General features: G+C 70.9%; 20 protein-coding genes. 8 read left to right on the top strand and 12 right to left on the bottom strand.

Translation table 11 applies throughout. The features are described from left to right. Positions 1 to 129: 129 nt before the first annotated feature. The 7 genes from OG798_RS34310 to OG798_RS34280 form a co-directional block, all read right to left on the bottom strand. Entirely contained in the window at positions 130 to 1,710 is a 1,581-nt protein-coding gene (locus OG798_RS34310) for a dipeptide ABC transporter ATP-binding protein (protein WP_267062767.1), read from the bottom strand. Beyond that, positions 1,707 to 2,705: an ABC transporter permease gene (locus OG798_RS34305; protein WP_267062766.1), complete on the bottom strand. Its 999-nt coding sequence runs from the start codon at positions 2,703 to 2,705 to the stop codon at positions 1,707 to 1,709. The genes OG798_RS34310 and OG798_RS34305 overlap by 4 nt, the downstream gene beginning before the upstream one ends. Beyond that, positions 2,702 to 3,808, bottom strand: coding sequence for an ABC transporter permease (locus OG798_RS34300; RefSeq protein WP_328758196.1), 1,107 nt, complete (start codon positions 3,806 to 3,808; stop codon positions 2,702 to 2,704). The genes OG798_RS34305 and OG798_RS34300 overlap by 4 nt, the downstream gene beginning before the upstream one ends. Positions 3,809 to 3,812: 4 nt before the next feature. Next, complete coding sequence (locus tag OG798_RS34295) at positions 3,813 to 5,531, bottom strand: ABC transporter substrate-binding protein (protein WP_095852719.1); 1,719 nt, start codon at positions 5,529 to 5,531, stop codon at positions 3,813 to 3,815. Positions 5,532 to 5,709: 178 nt separating this feature from the next. Next, positions 5,710 to 5,802 carry an Ms4533A family Cys-rich leader peptide gene (locus tag OG798_RS34290; RefSeq protein ID WP_312639156.1) on the bottom strand — a complete coding sequence of 31 codons (93 nt, stop codon included), beginning with the start codon at positions 5,800 to 5,802 and terminating at the stop codon, positions 5,710 to 5,712. Between the two features lie 68 nt (positions 5,803 to 5,870). Further along, positions 5,871 to 7,568 (bottom strand): DUF3152 domain-containing protein, encoded by a 1,698-nt coding sequence (locus OG798_RS34285; protein ID WP_328758195.1) that lies wholly within the window; start codon positions 7,566 to 7,568, stop codon positions 5,871 to 5,873. An 8-nt stretch (positions 7,569 to 7,576) separates the two neighbouring features. After that, positions 7,577 to 8,566, bottom strand: a complete 990-nt coding sequence (locus tag OG798_RS34280; RefSeq protein WP_095852720.1) for an alpha/beta fold hydrolase — start codon at positions 8,564 to 8,566, stop codon at positions 7,577 to 7,579. Positions 8,567 to 8,767: 201 nt separating this feature from the next. Between OG798_RS34280 and OG798_RS34275 the strand changes: the two genes are divergently transcribed. From OG798_RS34275 to OG798_RS34260, 4 genes are all read left to right on the top strand, one after another. Then, a complete protein-coding gene (locus tag OG798_RS34275; RefSeq protein ID WP_097224836.1) occupies positions 8,768 to 8,989 on the top strand; it encodes a hypothetical protein in 222 nt (73 codons plus the stop codon). Between the two features lie 196 nt (positions 8,990 to 9,185). Beyond that, the gene (locus tag OG798_RS34270; RefSeq protein WP_054228200.1) at positions 9,186 to 9,827 is read left to right on the top strand and encodes a TetR/AcrR family transcriptional regulator; all 642 of its coding nucleotides are present in this window, start codon (positions 9,186 to 9,188) and stop codon (positions 9,825 to 9,827) included. Between the two features lie 169 nt (positions 9,828 to 9,996). Continuing rightward, entirely contained in the window at positions 9,997 to 10,224 is a 228-nt protein-coding gene (locus OG798_RS34265; protein WP_095852722.1) for a DUF3107 domain-containing protein, read from the top strand. Positions 10,225 to 10,438: 214 nt separating this feature from the next. Then, the gene (locus tag OG798_RS34260; RefSeq protein ID WP_054228201.1) at positions 10,439 to 10,708 is read left to right on the top strand and encodes a hypothetical protein; all 270 of its coding nucleotides are present in this window, start codon (positions 10,439 to 10,441) and stop codon (positions 10,706 to 10,708) included. 100 nt (positions 10,709 to 10,808) lie between these two features. On the opposite strand, the gene OG798_RS34255 is transcribed toward OG798_RS34260, so the two are convergent. Then, a complete protein-coding gene (locus OG798_RS34255) occupies positions 10,809 to 11,570 on the bottom strand; it encodes a ferritin-like fold-containing protein (RefSeq protein ID WP_097227462.1) in 762 nt (253 codons plus the stop codon). Positions 11,571 to 12,042: 472 nt separating this feature from the next. Here OG798_RS34255 and OG798_RS34250 point away from each other — a divergent pair, with 472 nt between their 5' ends. Then, complete coding sequence (locus tag OG798_RS34250) at positions 12,043 to 14,418, top strand: DEAD/DEAH box helicase (protein ID WP_267062763.1); 2,376 nt, start codon at positions 12,043 to 12,045, stop codon at positions 14,416 to 14,418. A gap of 309 nt (positions 14,419 to 14,727) precedes the next feature. Next, positions 14,728 to 15,597, top strand: coding sequence for an alpha/beta fold hydrolase (locus OG798_RS34245; protein ID WP_267062762.1), 870 nt, complete (start codon positions 14,728 to 14,730; stop codon positions 15,595 to 15,597). A gap of 22 nt (positions 15,598 to 15,619) precedes the next feature. Here the strand turns inward: OG798_RS34245 and OG798_RS34240 are convergent, their stop codons facing one another. Continuing rightward, complete coding sequence (locus OG798_RS34240; RefSeq protein ID WP_179436824.1) at positions 15,620 to 16,525, bottom strand: NYN domain-containing protein; 906 nt, start codon at positions 16,523 to 16,525, stop codon at positions 15,620 to 15,622. A 217-nt stretch (positions 16,526 to 16,742) separates the two neighbouring features. Between OG798_RS34240 and OG798_RS34235 the strand changes: the two genes are divergently transcribed. Further along, positions 16,743 to 16,895: a hypothetical protein gene (locus OG798_RS34235; protein ID WP_095852725.1), complete on the top strand. Its 153-nt coding sequence runs from the start codon at positions 16,743 to 16,745 to the stop codon at positions 16,893 to 16,895. 120 nt (positions 16,896 to 17,015) lie between these two features. On the opposite strand, the gene OG798_RS34230 is transcribed toward OG798_RS34235, so the two are convergent. The 3 genes from OG798_RS34230 to OG798_RS34220 all read right to left on the bottom strand — a co-directional run bounded on the left by OG798_RS34230 (position 17,016) and on the right by OG798_RS34220 (position 19,524). Next, positions 17,016 to 17,621, bottom strand: a complete 606-nt coding sequence (locus tag OG798_RS34230) for a MarC family protein (RefSeq protein WP_095852726.1) — start codon at positions 17,619 to 17,621, stop codon at positions 17,016 to 17,018. Between the two features lie 194 nt (positions 17,622 to 17,815). Continuing rightward, entirely contained in the window at positions 17,816 to 18,673 is an 858-nt protein-coding gene (locus OG798_RS34225; protein ID WP_328758194.1) for a PHP domain-containing protein, read from the bottom strand. A gap of 209 nt (positions 18,674 to 18,882) precedes the next feature. Beyond that, positions 18,883 to 19,524, bottom strand: coding sequence for a DUF6758 family protein (locus OG798_RS34220; protein ID WP_054228207.1), 642 nt, complete (start codon positions 19,522 to 19,524; stop codon positions 18,883 to 18,885). A gap of 189 nt (positions 19,525 to 19,713) precedes the next feature. On the opposite strand from OG798_RS34220, the gene OG798_RS34215 reads away from it, so the two are divergent. Further along, positions 19,714 to 20,967 (top strand): MFS transporter, encoded by a 1,254-nt coding sequence (locus OG798_RS34215; RefSeq protein ID WP_267062760.1) that lies wholly within the window; start codon positions 19,714 to 19,716, stop codon positions 20,965 to 20,967. The last annotated feature ends 46 nt before the right edge of the window (positions 20,968 to 21,013 follow it).

The raw sequence follows: 21,013 nt of genomic DNA, 5'->3' as shown, positions 1-21,013 counted from the left end.
GAACGTATGCGCACAGGGCGGTGGCGCGACGGACGGTTGTCCATCGCGCCACCAAAAGGGGTGAACGGTCGTAACTTTCCCGTGCGGGTCGCGTTCTGTCGCGCTACGAGATCAACCAGTCACGTTGCATCACACCGCCGTCAGCTGCCTCCGGGCCGTCCGTCGCTGCGCCGCGACCTCCGGGTCCAGCGCCGGTACGGCGGCCAGCAGTTGCTTGGTGTACGGGTCGCGCGGCGACTCGTAGACCTCGTCGGCGGGCCCGTACTCGACGATCCGGCCGCGTCGCATCACCGCGACCCGGTCGCTGACCTGCCGGACGACCGCGAGGTCGTGCGCCACGAACACGAGCGCGAGCCCGAGTTCCCGTTGCAGTTCGGCGAGCAGGGCGATCACCTGGGCCTGAGTGGTGACGTCGAGCGCGGAGACCGGTTCGTCGCAGACGATGACGCGTGGGTCGGCGGCGAGCGCCCGGGCGATGCCGACGCGCTGGCGCTGTCCGCCGCTGAACTCGTGCGGGTAGCGGTCGTAGTGCGCCGCTTCGAGCCCCACGCGCTCCAACAGTTCCCGTACACGCCCCCGAATGCGCCCCTCGTCCCGTTCCCCCTGCGCGCGCAGCGGATCGGCGATCGACTCGCCCACGCTGCGGCGCGGGTTGAGGGAGGAGACGGGGTCCTGGAAGACCATCTGGACGTCCGGGCGCACGCCTCCGCCGGGCTTGATCTCCCCCGCCGTGGGCTCCAGCAGCCCCACGAGCATCCGTCCCAGGGTGGTCTTGCCGCTGCCGCTCTCCCCCACGATCCCGAGGGTCTCGCCCCGGTGGATCGTCAGCGACACGTCGTCGACGGCCGCGAACGCCTTCTTCCCGCGTCCGAATTCGCGCCGCAGGCCGCTCGCCTCGAGAACCACCTCCTCCGTCACCGCGGAGGCGGTGCGCGGCGCGTCCACACGGGGCACCGCGCCGAGGAGTTCCTGGGTGTACGCCTGCGCGGGCGCCCCCAGGACGGCACCGACGAGGCCGTGCTCGACGGCCCGCCCGTGCCGCATGACCAGGATCTCGTCGACGCTCTCGGCGGCGACACCCACGTCGTGCGTGACGAGGAGCAGGCCCATTCCGGTCTCCTCGCGCAGCGTGTGCAGCAGGTCGAGGATCTGGGCCTGGACGGTCACGTCGAGGGCCGTGGTCGGCTCGTCGGCGATCAGCAGGTCGGGTTCGCAGGCCAGCGCCATCGCGATCAGTGCGCGCTGGCGCATACCGCCACTGAACTCGTGCGGCCGGGAGCGCGCCCGGCGCGCGGCGTCCGGGATGCCGACGCGGTCGAGCACCTCGACGGCACGCGCGCGTGCGGCACGCCGGGAGACCTTCACGTGCACCCGGTACACCTCGGCGATCTGGTCGCCGACCGCGTAGTACGGGTCGAGGGACGACAGGGGGTCCTGGAAGACCATGGCGGCCTTCCCGCCGCGCAGCCGCCGCAGTTCGGCGTCGGACGCCTCCTGTACGTCGATGCCGGCCACGCGCACCGAGCCGCCGACGTCGGCTCCCGTGCCGCGGTGCAGCCCCAGGAGGGCCGAGGCGACCGTGGACTTGCCCGAGCCGGACTCGCCGACCAGGCCCAGCGCGGCGCCCTTCTCCAGCCGGAAGGACAGGCCGTCGACGGCGCGCAGCGATCCGAACCCGACCGTCAGGTCGGTGACTTCCACCAGGCTCATACGAGCACCACCCGTCGGTCGGCCACCGCGTACAGCACGTCCGCGACGGCGTTGGCGATGACCACGAAGAAGCCGATGACCAGGACCATGCCGACGACCACCGGCAGATCGACGACGTTCACCGCGTGCACCAGCTCCTGTCCGATGCCGGGCAGTCCGAAGAGCGTCTCGGTGAGCACCGCGCCGCCGACCGCCGAGCCGACGTTGTTGGCGTTCAGCGCGATGATCGGCGCGAACGCCCCGCGCAGCGCGTGCCGCCCGATGATCGACCGCTCGCCGACGCCGTAGGCCCGGAAGGTCCGGATGTGGTCCTCGGCGAGGGTCTCCAGCATCGCGGCCCTGGTCAGCCGGGCGAACGCGGCGGCCTCGATGAGGGCGAGGGAGAGCCAGGGCAGCAGCAGGTTCCAGGCCCACTGTTCGGGGTCGTCGGTGAAGCCGACGTACTGCGGGAAGGGCAGCAGTTGCAGCTGGCCGCAGACGACGATCATGAGCACCAGGCCGATCACGAAGACCGGGGTGGCGACGCCCGCGAGGGTGATGCCGGTCAGCACGCGCTCGGTGAGCCGGCCGCGCCGCCACGCGGAGAGGATGCCGGTGCCGACGCCGAGGATCAGCCACAGCACCATCGCGCCGAACACGAGGGACAGGCTGACCGGCAGCTTCGCCAGGATCAGCTGGGTGACCTGGGTGTCGCCCTGGTACGACAGACCGAGACAGGGCGCCGAGCAGTGCTCCACCGAGGTGCCGGTGGAGAAGTCCTGGCCGACGAGGATGCCCTGCAGGAAGTGCCAGTAGCGCACGTACAGCGGGTCGTCGAGCCTCAACTGCTGGGCGACCTGGTGCACTTGTTCCGGAGAGCAGCGCGGGCCGCAGGTGATCTGGGCGACGTTGCCGGGGGTGGCGTAGAAGACGACGTAGACGATCACCGAGATGGCGAGCAGGGTGATCACGGTGCCGACGGCGCGGCGCAGGACGAATCCTCCGAAGCCGCTCATGCCTTGGCCTCCTTCTCGACGCTCGCGTCCGCCGCGGCCTTCTTGGAGTCCGCGTCCGCCGCGGCCTTCTTGGAGTCCGCGTCCATCGCGGCTTTCTTGGAATCCGCGTCCGCCTTGGCCTCCCGCTTGCGGCCCGTGCCGACGCGCAGGCGCGAGGCCGCGCGCGGGTCCAGGGCCGTGCGGACGCCGTCGCCGAGGACGGTCAGGGCCAGCACGGTCACCAAGAGCGCCCCGGCGGGCAGCAGCAGGTACTGCGGGGCCGCCTGGTACCAGACATTGGCGGCTGTGAGCATCTGCCCCCAGGACGGCGTCGGGGGCTTCACTCCGACGCCGAGGAAGGACAGCGCGGCCTCGGCCGAGATGTTCATCGGCACGAGGAGCGCGGCATAGGTGATGACGGGGGCGGCCAGTCCGGGCAGGAGTTCGCGGCGCGCGATGCGCCAGGTGTTCCAGCCGCTGAGCCGCGCGGCGGAGACGTAGTCCAGTCCCTTGAGGGTGAGGGTCTGGGCGCGCACGATCTTCGCGGTGTTGCCCCAGGCGATCAGGCCGATGACGAGCGCGACCAGCAAGGGCCGCGGGAAGCTGCTGGGCACGATCGCCAGCAGGGCCAGCGACATGATCATCAACGGCATCGCGACGAAGATGTCGGTGATCCGGCTCAACAGTTGATCGATCCATCGGTTGCCGAGTGCGGCCGCGACGCCCACCACGACACCGACGAGGACCTGGACGACGGTCGCCCCCAGCGCGACTCCCAGCGAGACCCGGGCGCCGTACACGAGCCGGGCGAAGAGGTCGCGGCCTGTCTGCGGTTCGACGCCGAGCCAGTGGTCGCCGCTGACGCCGCCGAACGAGCCCACGGGCACACCGCCGCGCGCCGAGTCGATGAGGGACGGGTGGTAGGTGGTCGGGTCCTGGCCCTCGATCGCCGTGAGCAGCGGGGCGGCGAGCGCGAGCAGGACGAGCAGTGCGACGACGCCCGCCGCGACGAGGGCGGCGCGCTGTGCGCGCAGCCGCCGCCAGAACTGACGGGCCCCCGAGGCCCCCGGGACGGACGCGAGGTCCGTCCCGGGGGCCTGAGAGGCGACGATTGCCTCGCTCACGGCGCTACTTCACCGCGACCTGGGAGATGTCCAGCACGCCGGTCCAGTCGCTGATCACGATGTTCTTGACCGCGCTGCCGTACAGGCGCTTGTAGACGGGGTGGAACAGCGGCACGGTCAGGGCCTGCTCGCCGATCTTCTTGTCCAGTGCGCCCCAACGCTGGGCGGCCTCGTCGAGATTCGTCAACTTGTTGATCGCGTCGATCTCGCCGTTGACGGACTTGTCGTCGAGGAAGCCGGTGTTGAAGTTGGCGCCGTCCTTGACGATCTGGCGGCCGTCGAAGATCGGGGCCAGGAAGGGGCCGCCGGAGGGCCAGTCGGCACCCCAGTGGGCGAGGAAGAAGCCCGGCTCGCTCTTGACGCTGTGGATCTTGTCCTTGTAGTCGTTGATCTCCAGGCCCTGGAGCTTGACCGTGATCCCGGCCTTCTTCAGGGCGTCCTGGAGGGCGGTCGCGATCTCCGGGCTGGTCTCGAAGTCCTTGTCGTTGGAGTGCGTGAGGGTGACGGTGATCCCGTTCGGGTGACCGGCCTCCTTCAGCAGTTCCTTGGCCTTGGCCGGGTTGCCGGACGCGCCCGCCGGGAAGTGGTCGTAGGGCGTGTAGCCGAAGGACTTCTGGTTCGGCAGGTACGTGGTCGCGGCCTCGGCCAGCGACGAACCACCGGCCGCGTTGATCACCGACGAACGGTCGACGGCGTACGCGATCGCCTGCCGCACCTTCGGGTCGTCGAACGGCTTCACCTTCGGGTTGAAGGCGATGTAGTTGGTGTAGCCGAAGTGCCCGGTGCCGACGCGTGCCGCCAGCGCCTTGTCACCCGTCACCTTGGCCAGCTCGGCCGGGCCGAGGTTGGTGTCCGTGGTGACGGCGGCGGCATCCGCGCCCTGGGACGCGGACAGCCGCTGGTTGATCACGGAGGAGTCCAGGCCCGACCGTACGTCGATCTTGTCCGGGTAGGCCTTGCGCTCGGCGTCGGTGGCCGCGGACCAGTAGGTGTTGCGCTCCAGGGTGAGCCGCTCGCCGTCGTTCTCGTTCTTGACGACCTTGTACGGGCCGGAGGAGATCGGGTGCTCCTCGTACTTCGTGCCGTTGTCCTTGGCCTTCGGGACGGGCGTGAACTGCGTCTGCGTGGCGAGGTAGGGGAACTCGCCCTCGGGCTTGTTCAGGTGGAAGACGATGGTCAGGTCGTCCGGGGTCTCGATCGAAGCGAGGCCCTTCTTGTCCTTGTACGGCCCCTGGTAGTCGGCTCCGCCGATGAGCCAGTCCCGCAGGTAGGGCGCTCCGCCGGAGAGCTCGGCCGCGAAGGAACGCTCGATGCCGTACTTGATGTCGGCGGAGGTGATCGGCGTACCGTCCTCGTACTTGAGGCCCTTCTTCAGGGTGTACGTCCACACGGTCGCGTTCTCGCTCGGGCGGCCGGTGTCGGTGGCGAGGTCCGGGACGACCTTGGCGCCGGCGGACCCGCTCTCGCGGTTGCGCGTGGTCAGCGTACGGAAGACGAGGGAGGGAACGTTGCCGCCGCCGGAGGTGTAGAGGCGCGCCGGGTCGAAGTCCTCCTGCGGGTTGGCGTTGAGGACGGTGAGCGTGCCTCCCTTCTGCGGCTTGGAGTCGCCACCGGCGCCCTTGGCATCGTTGTCCTTCGGCCCGCAGGCGGCCGCGCCCGCTGCCACGACCAGGGTGACGGATGCCGCGGCCACGCGGCGGGCTATGACGGACGGTTGACGCATCGGAAGACGACCTCTCGAATGATGAGACAGATTGACGAGGAGTGAGACGGAAGTGAACGAACGTCTGCCCCGGCGTCAGGTCGTCAAAAAGGTCGCGAAGTCGGAAAACCAGGGACCAATACGGTCACCCAGGGTCACGACGGAAGCGGAAGCACGACGCACACGCCAAGGGCGGGCGTCAGCGACAGTGGATGTCTGCGACGCAGAGCGCGGTCACGCCGATCAGCGCCAGCTCGATGGCGGCGCGACGGACAGCATGACTAGACCACATGCGCAGAAATATGAACGAACTTTCGGAGCATGTCAACGTGGCCCCAGCGGTCCCCCGCGCCCCCTCCGTCAACTCCCCGGATAGGGCCAGGGGTTGGCCCGACAGTGGATTCCGTCATGGTCGAGGAACTTGGTCTGCTGCTGCATGACGGGCGCGAGCTCGCCGTCCTTGTCGCAGGTGACATGGCCGTATCCGAGGCGGTGGCCGACCTCGTGGTTGATGAGCATCTGCCGATACGGGTGAATCGCGTCACCGTAGGTCTTGGAGCCCTGCGCCCAGCGGTACGCGTTGATCATCACGCGCTCGGTGGAGGCCGAGTCGCACGACACGTTGTCCTCGGTCGTGTCCAGTCCGGACTTGGCGCACCACTCGGCGGTGGTGCCGGGGCTGGCCAGCGTGATCACGAAGTCGGGCTTGCCGGAGGAGATCCGCTCGAAGGTACGGGCGCCGTTGTGGGCCCAACTCCGTTTGTCGTTCAGCGTCTTCTGGACGGCCTGCGCGAAGAGGGCGGCGTCGAGGCCGAGGCCGCTCTCCACGTCCACCCGGTACGTGTACTTCTGTCCCTTTCCGGGTGCCTTGTCGAACCCGCGGACGGCGTCGAACTTCCCCGAGGCCTTGAGGGTGGCGCTGAGCGGGTACCGCACGCCCATCTTCTGGTCGTACGTGAGCGGTGTCGCGCTCGGCGTCGCGGACGGGGTCGAACCGGTGTCACCGGGCGGGGCGGACGCGCGGGCGTCCAGTCCGCCACCGGCGGCGGACTGCGTCTGCGCGGTGGCGTCGTGCCGCCCGGCGGCGACCTGTCCGGCCACCACCACGGCGAGCACGGTGGTGACGGCGGCCGCGGCGATTCCGGTGAACGCCCGCCCCTTGACGCCCTTGCCCTTCTCCGCCTCCTCGGTCCCCGGCTCGTCGGTCCCGGTCCTGCCTTCGTTGTCGCTCTCGCTCTCGTCGAAGGCGTCGACGTAGGCCTGCCGGAGCCCCGGGCCGGGTCCGAGCCCGGCGTCGGCCTCCTGCCGCTGCCGGGGAATGCGTGGTCCGGGTGCCCCCTGCGGCATGCCGTGCGGCGCCGCCTGCGGCATGGCCTGCGGGCCGCCGCCCGCGGCCCCCGCCGTCCGCGGGCCACCCCTGAACGCGCCCCAGCCACCGCCGGGTTCACGCTGCTCGGGGTGTCCCGCACGCGCCTGGGGCACCCCACGCGCGGGGGTGCCGTCCGGCGAGCGGGGCACCTCACGAGCGGGCGCACCGCCGGTCATACGGGGGATGCCGTGCACGGGCGTCCCATCGGCGAACCGCGGAACACCGTGGACCGGCGTGCCGTCGGGAAGACGCGGGAAGCCGTGCGCGGGAGTCCCGTCCGGATAACGCGGCACGCCGTGCGCGGGGGTCCCGTCCTGGAGACGCGGAACACCCTGCACCGGAGTCCCGTTCGCCATCCGCGGGAAGCCGTGCGCCGGCGTGCCGTCCGGAAGACGCGGGAAGCCGTGCGCGGGGGTCCCGTCCGGATAACGCGGCACACCGTGCACCGGCGTGCCGTCCTGGGGGTGGGGAGTTCCGGGCGGCGGAGGGCCGGTCGGCGCGGGGCGTCGAGGTCCCGGTGGTTGTGGGCCCAGGGGGCCTCGCGTGGCCCCCTGCGGCGAGGTCGCCGCCGGGCCCGCACCCGGCGCCACCCCTTGAGCCGTGCCCGGTGCGGCACCGGGTGCAGGAACCCTCGGCAGTTCCCCCGTGTCGCTCTTACCGGCCCGCCCCCGGCGACTGTGACGTCCCACGCCCCGCCTCAGCTCCCCGCGTCCGCGCCGGCCGGGGAGGTCAACTCGCCCGTTTCCGCGAGGAGTTCGCGGAACGCCGAGGCTACCGTCTCCGGGTACTCCATCATCGCGACATGCCCCGCGTCCGGCAGCGACAGCAGCCGGGAGTCGCGAAAGGCGCGCGCCGCGCGCCTGGCCATGCGGTAGGCGACGAGCTGGTCACGGCCGCCGTAGACGAGCAGCGTCGGCGCGAGCACCCGCTCGGCCTGGCGCCACAGCCCGTGCTGGCCGCCCAGCGTGTACGCGTTCACCAGGCCGCGCGACGAACGCGCCATGGCGTCCCAGAAGTAGGGCAGCGCGAGCCGCCGCTCCATCTCCTCGACCGCGTCGCGGAACCCCTCGGGCGTCACCATGCCGGGATCGCCGTAACAGAGCGCCATGACCCCGCGGACGCGCTGCTCGGCACTCCAGTCCTTGGTGAGCCGGGTGAACAGCCGCGCCACACCCGGCACCGAGAGCAGCGCCGTCGGCCACGCGGTGCGCTGCGCGCGGATCTCCGGGAGCGCGGGCGAGATCAGGGTGAGCGTCTCGACCAGGTCGGGCCGTACGGCGGCGACGCGCGTCGCGACCGCTCCGCCGAGCGAGTTCCCGAAGAGGTGCACGGGGCCGCGCTCGGCCGCGTCGAGATAACGGATGACCGCGCGCGCGTGCCCGGTCACCGAGTAGTTGCCGTCGTCGGGCGGCGGCGAGTCCCCGAAGCCGGGCAGATCGAGCGCCTCGCTGTCCACGAGCCCGTCGAGCAGCGGCATCAGCGCCGACCAGTTCTGCGAAGAACCGCCCAGCCCATGGACGTACAGGGCGGGCGGCAGTCCCTCGCGCGCGGGCGGTCTCGAACGCACGGTCAGGGTGATCCCGGGCAGCCCGACCGATCGCAGGCGCTCCCCCTCCGCGACCCGGACGGTCCCGACCCTCGGCGTGACGGTGGTGGCCAGCGCGGCGGGCAGCTCGGTCGAAGACATGCGGCAATGTTACGAGACGATCACGCAGTGGTTCATGTGTTCGCTGTCACAGATCGTGCGCGGATCGTCTAGCGCCTCGATCGGGTGTCTCCTAGGCTTCGATCGAGGGCACTCGTACGTACACCAGGATCCGTACCCAGGGATCCGCACCCAGGGATCCGTACATCAGGAGCGCACTCGCACCGCTCGGGAAGAGGAATCATGACAGTCGACCCGACAGACCCCGAGACCTTCAACGACCGGTTCCGGGAGATCCTTGACCCGGAAGCCCCGGAGGCGGACCTCGCCGAGCAGCTCAGCGAACTGGATCCGTTGGACGACATCGACCCGGAACCCCCTGGTGACCCCCTCAGCGCCAACGAGGCCGACCTCGCCGAGCAGGCCAGGGTCGTCCGGCTCAACGAGGACGACTACAGGGGATGACCCCATGTGACCGGACCCCGCCGACCAGCGGTATCCGGTGCGGCGTCCTGCCCTTCTCACCCCGTTCGTCACCCTCTGTGTCGTTATCGCACGCGTCCGGTCCGTGAAATTCTGCGCTCGCACCGCGCACAGTGGGGTTACCGAAAAGTACGATGGCGGCGCGGCGCACACCGCACGGACAATTTTGGGAGGCGGCGTGACAGCCATCGAGCAGACAGAGGCGGCACGCCCGCGGGGCACTCGCCTGCCGCGCCGTGCCCGACGCAACCAGCTCCTCGGCGCCGCCCAGGAAGTATTCGTTGCGCAGGGGTATCACTCGGCCGCCATGGACGACATCGCCGAGCGCGCGGGCGTCAGCAAGCCGGTTCTCTACCAGCACTTCCCGGGCAAGCTCGACCTGTACCTCGCGCTGCTGGACCAGCACTGCGAGTCCCTGCTGCATGCGGTACGGACGGCGCTCGCGTCCACCACGGACAACTCGCTGCGCGTCCGCGCCACGATGGACGCCTACTTCGCGTACGTCGAGGACGACGGCGGCGCCTTCCGGCTCGTCTTCGAGTCCGACCTGACGAACGAGCCCGCGGTCCGCGAGCGCGTCGACAAGGTCACGCACGAGTGCGCGGAGGCGATCTGCGAGGTCATCGCGGAGGACACCGGCCTCTCGCGCGCCGAGTCGATGCTCCTCGCCTCGGGCCTGGGCGGCCTCGCACAGGTGGTGGCCCGCTCCTGGCTGCACAGCGACCGCAGTGTCCCGCGCGACCAGGCGGTGCAGCTGCTGACGTCACTGGCCTGGCGGGGTATCGCGGGTTTCCCGCTGCACGGCACCGATCACCACTGACTCACGCCCGACGACTCAGGCCCGACCGCCCTGACCGTTTCTTTGTTCCCGTCCGCTGTTCGCTCTTGGCGTTCTCGGCCGGAACGTGCACGTCCCCTCACCGGGCTAATGTGTGCAGCGTACGGCGCGGAGAGACGCGCACATGACTGACCGTCGGAGGGACAAAGCCGTGGAGGTCAAGATCGGCGTGCAGCACGCGCCCCGCGAGATCGTTCTGGAGAGCGGTCAGACACCGGAAGAGGTCGAGCGCGCGGTGTCCGAGGCGCTGTCCGGCAAGTCGCAGCTGCTGAGCCTCGTGGACGACCACGGCCGCAAGGTCCTGGTTCCGGCCGACCGCCTCGCGTACGTGGAGCTCGGCGAGCCCACGCAGCGCAAGGTGGGATTCAGCGCGCTGTAGTTCAGGCGAGCGGAAGGGGCCCGGTGACGCTGTCGCCGGGCCCCTTCGCATGCACGGAACCGGATCCTCCGCGCGCGTCGCGCCGGGCCCGTACCCGTGGTCTCACCACCACGGATGGAGCACAGAACATCCACAGGGGAGGATTGCGTTCCGCACCTCAGGGGTAAACCCGCTACGACCGATTTGCACCGGCCGTGCGGGAGGGACCCTCACCATGTTCTTGGAAGCGCTCGGCGCCGCGATGCTCGGTCTCGCGCTGGCGTGGGGGGCGGCGTACCGCCTGCCGCACCGCCTGCCGAGCCGCGGTCTGGTCCTGTCGACCGGTGTCGCCGGAGCCCTCTTCGGAGCCTTCCTGACGCACACGGCGCTGGGCTCCGGCCACTTCCTGGTCATCCTCGCCGGCGCCGTGATCGTCTCCGCCGCGCTGCTGTCGCTTCTGCTGCGCCCCGCGGAAAGATTTCGCCGCCGCTCGGCGACGGCGTGACCGAAGCGGGCGACGGCGAAACTCCTGAGGCCGACAAGCCCCGAGGAAACCAAGGGCCCCAAGGAAACCGTGGGACCCAAGGAAACCGAGGAAACCGGGTCTAGGCCGCCAGGCCCAGCGCCGCCATCCGCTTGGTGTGGGCCTCGGTGATCCGCGAGAACATCCGGCCGACCTCCGCGAGGTCGAACCCGTCCGCCACACCGCCCACGAGCATCGTCGACAGCGCGTCACGGTCCGCGACGACCCGCTGCGACTGCGACAGCGCCTCGCCCATCAGCCGCCGCGCCCACAGCGCCAGCCGGCCGCCCACGCGCGGGTCCGCGTCGATGGCGGCGCGCACCTTCTCGACGGCGAAGCTCGCGTGCCCGGTGTCGTCGAGGACACTGAGCACGAGCCCGCGCGTGTCGGCGTCGAGGCGCGCGGCGACCTCACGGTAGAAGTCGCTGGCGATCGAGTCGCCGACGAACGCCTTGACGAGGCCCTCCAGCCAGTCCGAGGGAGCCGTCTGCCGGTGGAAGCCGTCGAGCGCGGCGACGAACGGTTCCATCGCCTCGGTCGGCTCCGCGCCGACCGCGGCGAGCCGGTCCCGCAGCCGCTCGAAGTGGTGGAACTCGGCCGACGCCATCTTCGCCAGCTCGGCCTTGTCACTGAGCGTCGGGGCCAGCTTGGCGTCCTCCGCGAGCCGCTCGAACGCCGCCAACTCCCCGTACGCGAGCGCTCCGAGCAGGTCCACGACCGCGGCGCGGTACTGGGGGTCGGCGGCGGCCGTGTCCCAGTTCTGCGCGGCGACTCCGGTGGCCGCGGGGGTGCTCTTGTCGGTGGCCTCGGCGGACGGGTCAGCGGCGTTGTCAGGCGTCGTCATGAAGCGCACAATAGCCCGCTCAACGCAACAGGGAAGTCCCTGGTCAATCAGTGTGACGACGACTACGTGACCAAATCGGCCATCGCGTATGCGCGATTCCGGGGTATGGTGGTAATGCGCCCGGCGAGTATTCGACGGGCCGCACGAATGAGGATGCCCGGTCGGTGGCCCGATCGGCTCCGACCCGACAGCCCTCCTCGTCCGTACGGCACATTGCGTACGACATCCGGAGGGAACCCTCAGCGGTACGAGAGCTCGAGCGTCGGCAGTGGTCCCATGCCACTCGGCCAGCCCGTCAGGAGCGGCCGACGTCCCCGGCACGGTCCCCGATACGACCCCCGCGCTCGCCTCGCACCGCGTACACAGAAGAGGCAGCACCCTGACTACGACTTTCCGAGAGCTCGGAATCCTTCCCGAGACGGCCGAAGCCCTTGAAGCCGTCGGCATCATCACCCCCTTCCCCATCCAGGAGATGACGCTCCCCGTAGCCCTTTCGGGCTCCGACGTCATCGGCCAGGCCAAGACCGGCACCGGCAAGACGCTGGGCTTCGGCCTCCCGCTCCTCGAGCGTGTCACCGTCCCCGCGGACGTCGAGGCGGGCCGGGCCCAGCCCGAGCAGCTCACCGACGCGCCGCAGGCCCTCGTCGTCGTCCCGACGCGCGAGCTGTGCACCCAGGTGACCAACGACCTGCTGACGGCCGGCAAGGTCCGCAACGTACGCGTTCTCGCCATTTACGGCGGCCGGGCGTACGAGCCCCAGGTCGAGGCCCTCAAGAAGGGCGTCGACGTCATCGTCGGCACCCCGGGCCGACTGCTGGACCTCGCGGGCCAGAAGAAGCTCAACCTCAAGCACATCAAGGCGCTCGTCCTCGACGAGGCCGACGAGATGCTCGACCTGGGCTTCCTGCCCGACGTCGAGAAGATCATGAACATGCTGCCGGCCCGCCGTCAGACCATGCTGTTCTCGGCGACCATGCCGGGTGCGGTCATCGGTCTCGCGCGCCGCTACATGTCGCAGCCCACGCACATCCGCGCCACGGCGCCGGACGACGAGGGCGCGACGGTCCGCAACACCGCGCAGTTCATCTACCGCGCGCACAACATGGACAAGCCCGAGCTGGTCGCACGCATACTGCAGGCCGACGGCCGCGGGCTCGCGATGGTGTTCTGCCGCACCAAGCGGACGGCGGCGGACCTCGCCGACCAGCTCCAGCAGCGCGGCTTCGCCTCCGGCGCGGTCCACGGCGACCTCGGCCAGGGCGCCCGCGAGCAGGCACTGCGCGCGTTCCGCAACGGCAAGGTCGACGTCCTCGTCTGCACCGACGTCGCCGCCCGCGGCATCGACGTCGAGGGTGTCACCCACGTCATCAACTACCAGTCCCCCGAGGACGAGAAGACGTACCTGCACCGCATCGGCCGTACGGGCCGCGCGGGCGCCAAGGGCATCGCGATCACCCTCGTCGACTGGGACGACATCCCGCGCTGGCAGCTCATCAACAAGGCGCTGGACCTCGGCTTCAGCAACCCGCCGGAGACGTACTCCACGTCCCCGCACCTCTTCGAGGAACTGAACATCCCGGCCGGCACCAAGGGTGTCCTGCCGCGTTCCGAGCGCACCCGCGCCGGCCTCGCGGCCGAAGAGGTCGAGGACCTCGGCGAGACCGGCGGGCGTGGCGGTCCGCGCGGCCGCGGTGGCCGTTCGTCGGCGCCGGCGCCCGTGGAGCACGAGCGTGAGCGCTCGGCGCGCACGCCCCGCCGCCGTCGCCGTACGCGCAACGGTGCCGCGCTGGAGGAGGCGGCCACGACGTCGACTCCGGAGGCGACCACCGAGCCCGCCGCCGCGGAGGCCACCGAGCCCCGCACCCCGCGCCGCCGTCGCCGTACGCGCGCCGGGGGTACGGAGGCGGTGGCGGCTGCCGCCACCATCGCCGAGCCGTCGGTGAGCGAGGCCCCACATGCCGCGGAGACCGCGGTCGCCACGGCCGAGGGCGTGGTCGAGGCCACGCCGGAGGACGCGGCCGCGAAGCCGCGTCGCCGTCGGACCCGTAAGACGGCGGAGGCCGCTCCCGCCCCGGTCGAGACCGTGGCCCCCGTCGCGGAATCCGCGCCCGTCGTGGAAGCCGTCACCGAGGCCGTCGCGGAGGCTCCGGCCAAGCCGGTTCGTCGCCGTACCCGCAAGGCCGCCGAGGCCGTCGTCGACACGGCCGAGGGCGTGGTCGAGGCCGCGCCGGAGGCCCCCGCCACCAAGCCGCGGCGCACGCGGGCCAAGGCCACGGCCGAGGCGCCCGCCGAAGCGGCCGTGGACACTGCCGAAGCCACGGCCAAGCCCGTCCGTCGCCGGACCCGCAAGGCCGTCGCGGAGACCGTCGCGACTGTCGAGGCCGTCGCGCCCGTCGAGGCCGAGATTCCGGCGCAGACCGCCGCCGTCGCCGAGGCCGTCGCGGAGGCTCCGGCCAAGCCGGTTCGTCGCCGTACCCGCAAGGTCGCGGAGCCCGCGGAGGTCGCGGTCGACACGGCGGAGGGTGTCGCCGAGGCGCCGGTCACCAAGCCGCGGCGCACGCGCAAGGCGGCGGTGGCCGTGGTGGACGCGGTCGAGGCCGCGCCGGAGGCCCCCGCCACCAAGCCGCGGCGCACGCGGGCCAAGGCCACGGCCGAGGCGCCCGCCGAAGCGGCCGTGGACACTGCCGAAGCCACGGCCAAGCCCGTCCGTCGCCGGACCCGCAAGGCCGTCGCGGAGACCGTCGAGGCGGCGATTCCCGCCCAGTCGGCCGCCGTTGACGAGCCGGAGGCCAAGCCGCGTCGGCGTACGCGCAAGGCGGCGGCTGCCGCGGAGCCCGCGGAGAGCTGATCCTCAGCCCGATGGCCCGGTCCCACCTGCGGTGGGGCCGGGCCATCGGCGTTCTCGCCCCCGCCGCCCCTACCCTCCCCCAAGCTCTCGACTTCGCTCGAGCAGGGGGGACCCCCATCATCCCTACCTGGGGGCTCCGCCCCCAGACCCCCGGGTGGGTTTGTCGGCTGCGGGTGGGTGGGGGCTTGGCGCGCAGTTCCCCGCGCCCCTGAGGCACGGGGCTGCGCCCCGGTGCCCCACCGGCCGTCAGCCGGAGAACTACGGGCGGGCGGGGAGCCGGGGTGCGGCCCCGCCCGATAGCCTCGGGGCATGAGCAGGCCCCCCTCCTTCGCGCCGCCCGCCGGTGTCCGTGCCTACCGTCTCCGCACCGCCCGCGGCGAGTTCGCCGCGCTCGACGCCGCGCCGCAGGCGCAGCTGAAGGGAACCGTACTGCTGCTGCCGGGTTTCACCGGCAGCAAGGAAGACTTCATCGCGCTGCACGAGCCGCTCGCGGCGCGCGGGTACCGTACCGTCGCCGTGGACGGCCGCGGGCAGTACGAGAGCGACGGTCCCGAGCACGACGAATCGGCTTACGCGCAGGCCGAGTTGGCGCAGGACGTGCTCGCCCAGGCGGCAGCCGTCGGCACCCCCGTGCACCTCGTCGGTCACTCCCTCGGCGGACTGGTCGCCCGCGCCGCCGTCCTCCTCGACCCGGCCCCCTTCGCCTCACTCACCCTCATGGCCTCGGGCCCCGCCCAGATCTCCACCTCCCAGCAACAGCGCGTCAAACTGCTCCGGGACGCCCTCGCCGTGATGGACATGGCCCAGGTGTGGGACGCCATCCAGGCGATGGAACCGCCGGAGGAGATCGACACCGCCGATCTCGACGGTGGGCTGGACGACCGCGAGGACCTGCGGCGCCGCTGGCTGCTCACCCGACCGGCCCAACTGATCGCGACCGGCCGGCAACTGTGCACGGAGCCCGACCGCGTCGCCGAGTTGGCCGCCGTACGCCTGCCCAAGCATGTGCTGTCCGGCGCGTTCGACGACACCTGGCCGGTGGCGCTCCTGGACGACATGGCCGTACGTCTCAAGGCCCGGCGCACGGTCGTACCGGGAGCCGAGCACTCCCCGAACACGGACCAGCCCGAGCAGACGGCCCTCGCCCTCGCCAAGTTCTGGGATCAGACGCAGGAGTGATCCGGGGTCGGACCGGTAGAAGCTAGTACTGCGCCTGCAAGTGCTCCCAGAAGCCGTCGCGGAGCGCGCGGCGCAGGTCCGCCTGGCCCCGCAGGGAGTACTGCAGCAGCCCCTCGGCCTCGACCAGCAGATCCTGGTCGACCGAGCCGGGCAGGTAGGGGTGGCCGGGCAGCAGCTCCACCAGCGCCTCGCGCCCCCGCGCGGCCAGCCACTTCGCGGCGATCTGCGCGCCCACGAACCGCACGTCCTCGCGGGTGGGCCGGCTCGCCGCCGTCGGGTCGTAGGTCGCGGAGGTGCGCCGGGACACGTAGGGCTTGAAGAATTCGAGGTCGAACGTGCGCTGGCTGTCGACCTCCCACAGCAGCGGCTCGGCCTGGTTGCGGCCCTCGGGCGCCTCGATGCCCCAGAGGTGGACCCGCGCCCCGTACCCCTGCGCCGCCTCGACCGCCGACACCAGGTCCTCGTCGCCGCCGAGCAGCGCGGCGTCGCTGATGGCACGGTGCCGGGCGAGGGACTCCAGGTCGGAGCGGATGAGGGAATCGACGCCCTTTTGCTGGTTGTTGGCGTTGAGGTTACCCAACCGGACCTTCACGTCCGGGAGTTCGGCGATCGACTGCTGCTCCGCGGTGTGGATACGGCGGCGTGCGCCGTCGTACCAGTAGACGCGCAGCAGCCTGCTGTCGGCGAAGATGGTGCGGGCCCTGTCGATGAGCGCGTCGATGAGGCCTTCGGCATCGAGGTCGAAGGCGCGGCGGTCCTCGGTCCCGGCGACGAGCCGGCCCGCGGCCGCGTACAGGTATCCGGCGTCGACGAAGATCGCATGGGTCGAGGGCGTCTTCGCCACCTCGGCGAGCATGCGCTGGAGCAGCTCGTTCGTGCGGTCGATGCGGGCGCCGAGCGCCGCGTGGTCGTCGTTCATCACCTCCATTGTCCCGGCGGTCACGCTGCGAACACAACCGGTCCCGTTCAGTCTCCTCCAGACTTCTTACCCGACGGTAATTAGGTTCTCGAAAAATTTCCTTAGCGTAGGGAATGTTTGTAACACGCACCCCGTTGAATACGAACGGAAGCGTGAGCACCGACGTCTCGCGCAGCCCACACCAGTAGTTCTCCTCAGGAGGATGACCAGACGAAGGGAGAAGCCCATGCGCTTCGAAATCATGCGACTCGACGATGTCGACGGCACGCCCGTGGACACCACCGTTGTAGACGCCGCCTCCGTCAACCGGATCGTTCAGCAGGCCGCCGCCATCGGGCAGCGACTGTGGATCCGCCCGGCCGAATCGTCCGCTTCATAACATTTCAGAGCAGTTCGAAGCATCACGGAGCAGTTCACCTCCGGGCGGACGCCTTCAGATTTCAAAGCCCCGTACGGCACGACGCCGTACGGGGCTTTGCGCGTTCTCACCGGCTCACGGTCAGCTCGCCCGGATCACCTGGGTGATCCCGTTGATGATCTGCTGCACGGCGATCGCGGACAGCATCATGCCCGCGAGCCGGGTCACCAGCACGACACCGCCGTCCTTGATGACGCGGATGATCAGCAGCGAGTAGCGCATGACCACCCACAGGACGACGTGGATGGCGAGGATCGCGACCCACACGGACACCTGGGAGGCGACGGTGTCGGCCTTCTGGACCGCGAGGATCACCGACACGATCGCGCCGGGCCCCGCGAGCAGCGGCATGCCGAGCGGTACGAGGGCGACGTTGACGTCCTTGGTCTGCTTGGGCTCGTCGGTCTTGCCGGTCAGCAGGTCGAGGGCGATCAGCAGGAGCAGCAGCCCGCCCGCGATCATCAGCGCGGGCACGGACACATGCAGGTAGTCGAGGATCTGGTGGCCGAGGAGGCCGAAGACGGCGATCACTCCGCCGGCCACGCAGACGGCCTGGAGGGCCATCCGCCTCTGCACCTTGGCGGGGCGTCCCGCGGTGAGCGCGAGGAAGATCGGGGTGATCCCGGGGGGATCCATGATGACGAAGAGCGTGAGGAAGAGGGAGCCGAAGACGGCGACGTCGAACATGAGTGAGTGAGGCCTTGCGGAGGTGGGGAGATCGGCGCGGCGAGGTCTGCCGCCACCGCTGGGGAAAGGCGTTCCGCCGGGCGGAACGGAGGCACACGGCGGCCGGATTCGGGCACGTTGCCGGGCACTTTGCCGCGCGCTGGTTCAGGTGCTCTGTCGGGTGCTTCGAGGAACCTGGGGCGCGAAGGCGGGCGTCAGGCTCCGCCGGCGCCCGGGACGGGGAACGCCCCGGTCGCACGCCGGGTGATCTCGCCGTACACCTCGGGGTCGGTGGTGAACTCCCCGAGCACGCAGGTCTTGCGGCTGCCGTGGTAGTCGCTGGATCCGGTGGCGAGCAGTCCCAGGTCGGCGGCGAGGCCGCGCAGCCGGGCGCGGGTGGCCGGCTCGTGGTCCATGTGGTCCACCTCGATGCCGTCGAGCCCGGCGGCGGCCAGGTCGGCGATCGCGGACTCCGGCACGGTCCGGCCGCGCTTGGCGGCGGCCGGGTGCGCGAACACGGTCATGCCGCCCGCGGCCTTGACGAGGCGGATCGCCTCGAAGGGGTCGGTCTCGTGCTTGGGTACGTAGGCCCGCCCGCCGTCGGCCAGCCAGTCCGGCGTGAAGGCGTCGGAGACGCTGTCCACGACCCCCAGCTCGACCAGGGCGGAGGCGACGTGCGGTCGCCCGACGGATCCGTCGCCCGCGATGCGCGCGACCTGCTCCCAGGTGACCGGCACACCGAGCTCCTGGAGCTTGGCGACCATGGCCCGGGCGCGCGGCACGCGGTCGTCGCGCACCAGCTCGCGCTCGGCGAGCAGCCCGGGCTCCTCGGGGTCGAAGAGGTAGGCCAGCATGTGCATGCTGATGCCGTCGAGGCGGCAGGAGAGCTCGGCGCCCGTGACGAGGGTGAGCCCCTCGGGCAGCGCGGCCAGCGCCTCCGCATACCCGCGGGTCGTGTCGTGATCGGTCAGCGCGACGACGTCGAGACCGGCGGCGCCGGCGTTGCGCACCAGCTCGGCGGGGGTGTCCGTACCGTCGGAGGCGGTGGAGTGGGTGTGCAGATCGATGCGCACGACGCGGACTCCAGGCGATGACGGGGTGAGAGGGGACGCTCAAGCATAACGGGAGCTCCGAGCCTCTTGTCACACCCACAAGTACCGGGCACCCCCTACAACCGACCCGTGCGAAGCGCCCCGCCAGGGGCGCGGGGAACCGCGCGCTCAGCCAACGACGACCCGCACGCATCCACCCGCCCAAGGCACCTCTGCACCACAGCGGAGCGCTACGGCTCCAGGATCCGTGGCGACAACGCCCCGCACGGCAACAGATCCACCTCCGCCCCCGCATCCCGCAGATCCGTCAGCACCAGCTCGTCGTACATCAGCAGCCCCGACTGCTCGGGCCACACCACCGCCCACACCCACAGCCCCAGCGCCTCGCCCGCGAAGACGGCACGGTCGTCGGGACTGCCGGCCACATGCCAGAGCGGGGTCGGGCGGCCGGCCGCGAGGACCTTCGCCTGGGGTGGTTTCTCGACGTTCATGTACGGCCCCGGGTCGGGTCCGTCGATGCCCGCGTACCGCGCGCCGAGACCGACGCCGAGCTCCTCGGCGACGAGGATCAGCTCCCCTATGCCGCCGAGCGGTCCGGGGCCCGAACAGGCCACGGCCGTCGCGCGCCCTCCGCTGCGATCGTCACCGGCGAAGGCAGCGCCGGTGAACAGCCAGCCGACCGGCAGCGGCCACGGCATCCACACCGGCACCTGGGCACGGTGCACCACGACACCGAGGGCCTCGACGCTGGGCGGGATCACGGGCTGCAGCGGATACACGGCCCCATGCGCATCGCACTGCCAGGAGTCGGCAAAGAGGCCGGGAGCCCTGACCCGGCCACCACACTTCGGGCAACTGGGTTCGCCCCTCATAGGGCCCCACGGTCCTCCCCGTATTTCGCCGCGTCAAGGACGATCACCCGTCCGGAGCGTGCCGGTCACCCGATGGAACTAGATGCAGCTTGCATTAATTAGCCCTTCTAACTTATTATGTGTATAAGCCAACGATCCAGCCATCGATCCATGGCCACCGATCTCTCTCTACGCAGTCGAGGAGCGAGCATGACCAACACCACGGGAGGTCCCGCCGAGGGGGACACATTCGACGCCGGCGCGGGCAGCATCCTGCGGCAGCCGAAGGCCGTCTGGGCGACCGCCGGCGCATCCGTCGTCGCCTTCATGGGCATCGGGCTCGTCGACCCGATCCTGCCCTCCATCGCCAAGGGCCTGGACGCGACCCCGAGTCAGGTCTCGCTGCTGTTCACCTCGTACTTCCTGATCACCGCGGTCGCGATGCTGGTGACCGGCTTCGTCTCCAGCCGCATCGGCGGCAAGAAGACCCTGCTGCTCGGCCTCGCGCTCGTCGTGGTCTTCGCGGGGCTCGCGGGCACGTCGGGCTCGGTCGGCGAACTCGTCGGCTTCCGGGCCGGCTGGGGTCTGGGCAACGCGCTGTTCGTCTCCACCGCCCTCGCCGTCATCGTCGGCGCGGCGGCCGGCGGCAGCGCCGCGGCGATCCTGCTCTACGAGTCCGCGCTCGGCCTCGGCATGGCGTGCGGGCCGCTGCTCGGCGCCCTGCTCGGCAACGCCAGCTGGCGCTACCCCTTCTTCGGCACCGCGTTCCTGATGGCGGTCGGCTTCCTGTGCATCACGGTGTTCCTGAAGGAGCAGCCGAGGCCCGCGAAGAAGACCTCACTGCTCGACCCGATCAAGGCGCTCGGCCACGGCGGCCTCGCCTCGGCGGCCGTGTCGGCGTTCTTCTACAACTACACGTTCTTCACCGTGCTCGCCTTCACCCCGTTCGTGCTGAACATGACCCCCTACAAGTCGGGCGCCGTGTTCTTCTGCTGGGGCCTGCTGCTCGCCGTCTTCTCGGTGATCGTGGCGCCGCGGATGCAGGCGCGGTTCGGCTCGCTCAAGGTGCTGGGCGGCTCCCTGGTCCTGCTCGCCGCCGACGTGCTCGTGCTCGGGTACGGCAACCACACCGCGGCCGTGGTCTGCACGATCCTGTCGGGCGCCTTCATCGGCGTGAACAACACCGTCTACACCGAGTTGGCGCTCGGCGTGTCGGACGCGCCGCGCCCGGTGGCGAGCGCCGGCTACAACTTCGTCCGGTGGTTCGCCGCCGCGGCCGCGCCCTACTTCGCGCCGAAGATCGAGGAGTGGAGCGACATCCACATCCCGTTCGTGGTCGCCGCGATCACCGCCGTGATCGGAGCGGTCGTGGTGTTCGCACGCCGGAACGCGCTCTCCCACGAGGCCGAGGAGCTCCAGCCGAAGCACGCCACCGAGGACAGTGTGGCCGTGTTCGCCAACTGACTGTTTTCGGCCAGGAAACCGGCCTGGTCTCAGGCCGGCGGAAAAG

The sequence above is a fragment of the Streptomyces sp. NBC_00271 genome, assembly GCF_036178845.1.
In the GTDB taxonomy this organism is placed as follows: Bacteria; Actinomycetota; Actinomycetes; order Streptomycetales; family Streptomycetaceae; genus Streptomyces.
The sequence above is the reverse complement of the archived record's forward strand: the minus strand, read 5'-3'. Positions and strand labels throughout refer to the sequence as shown.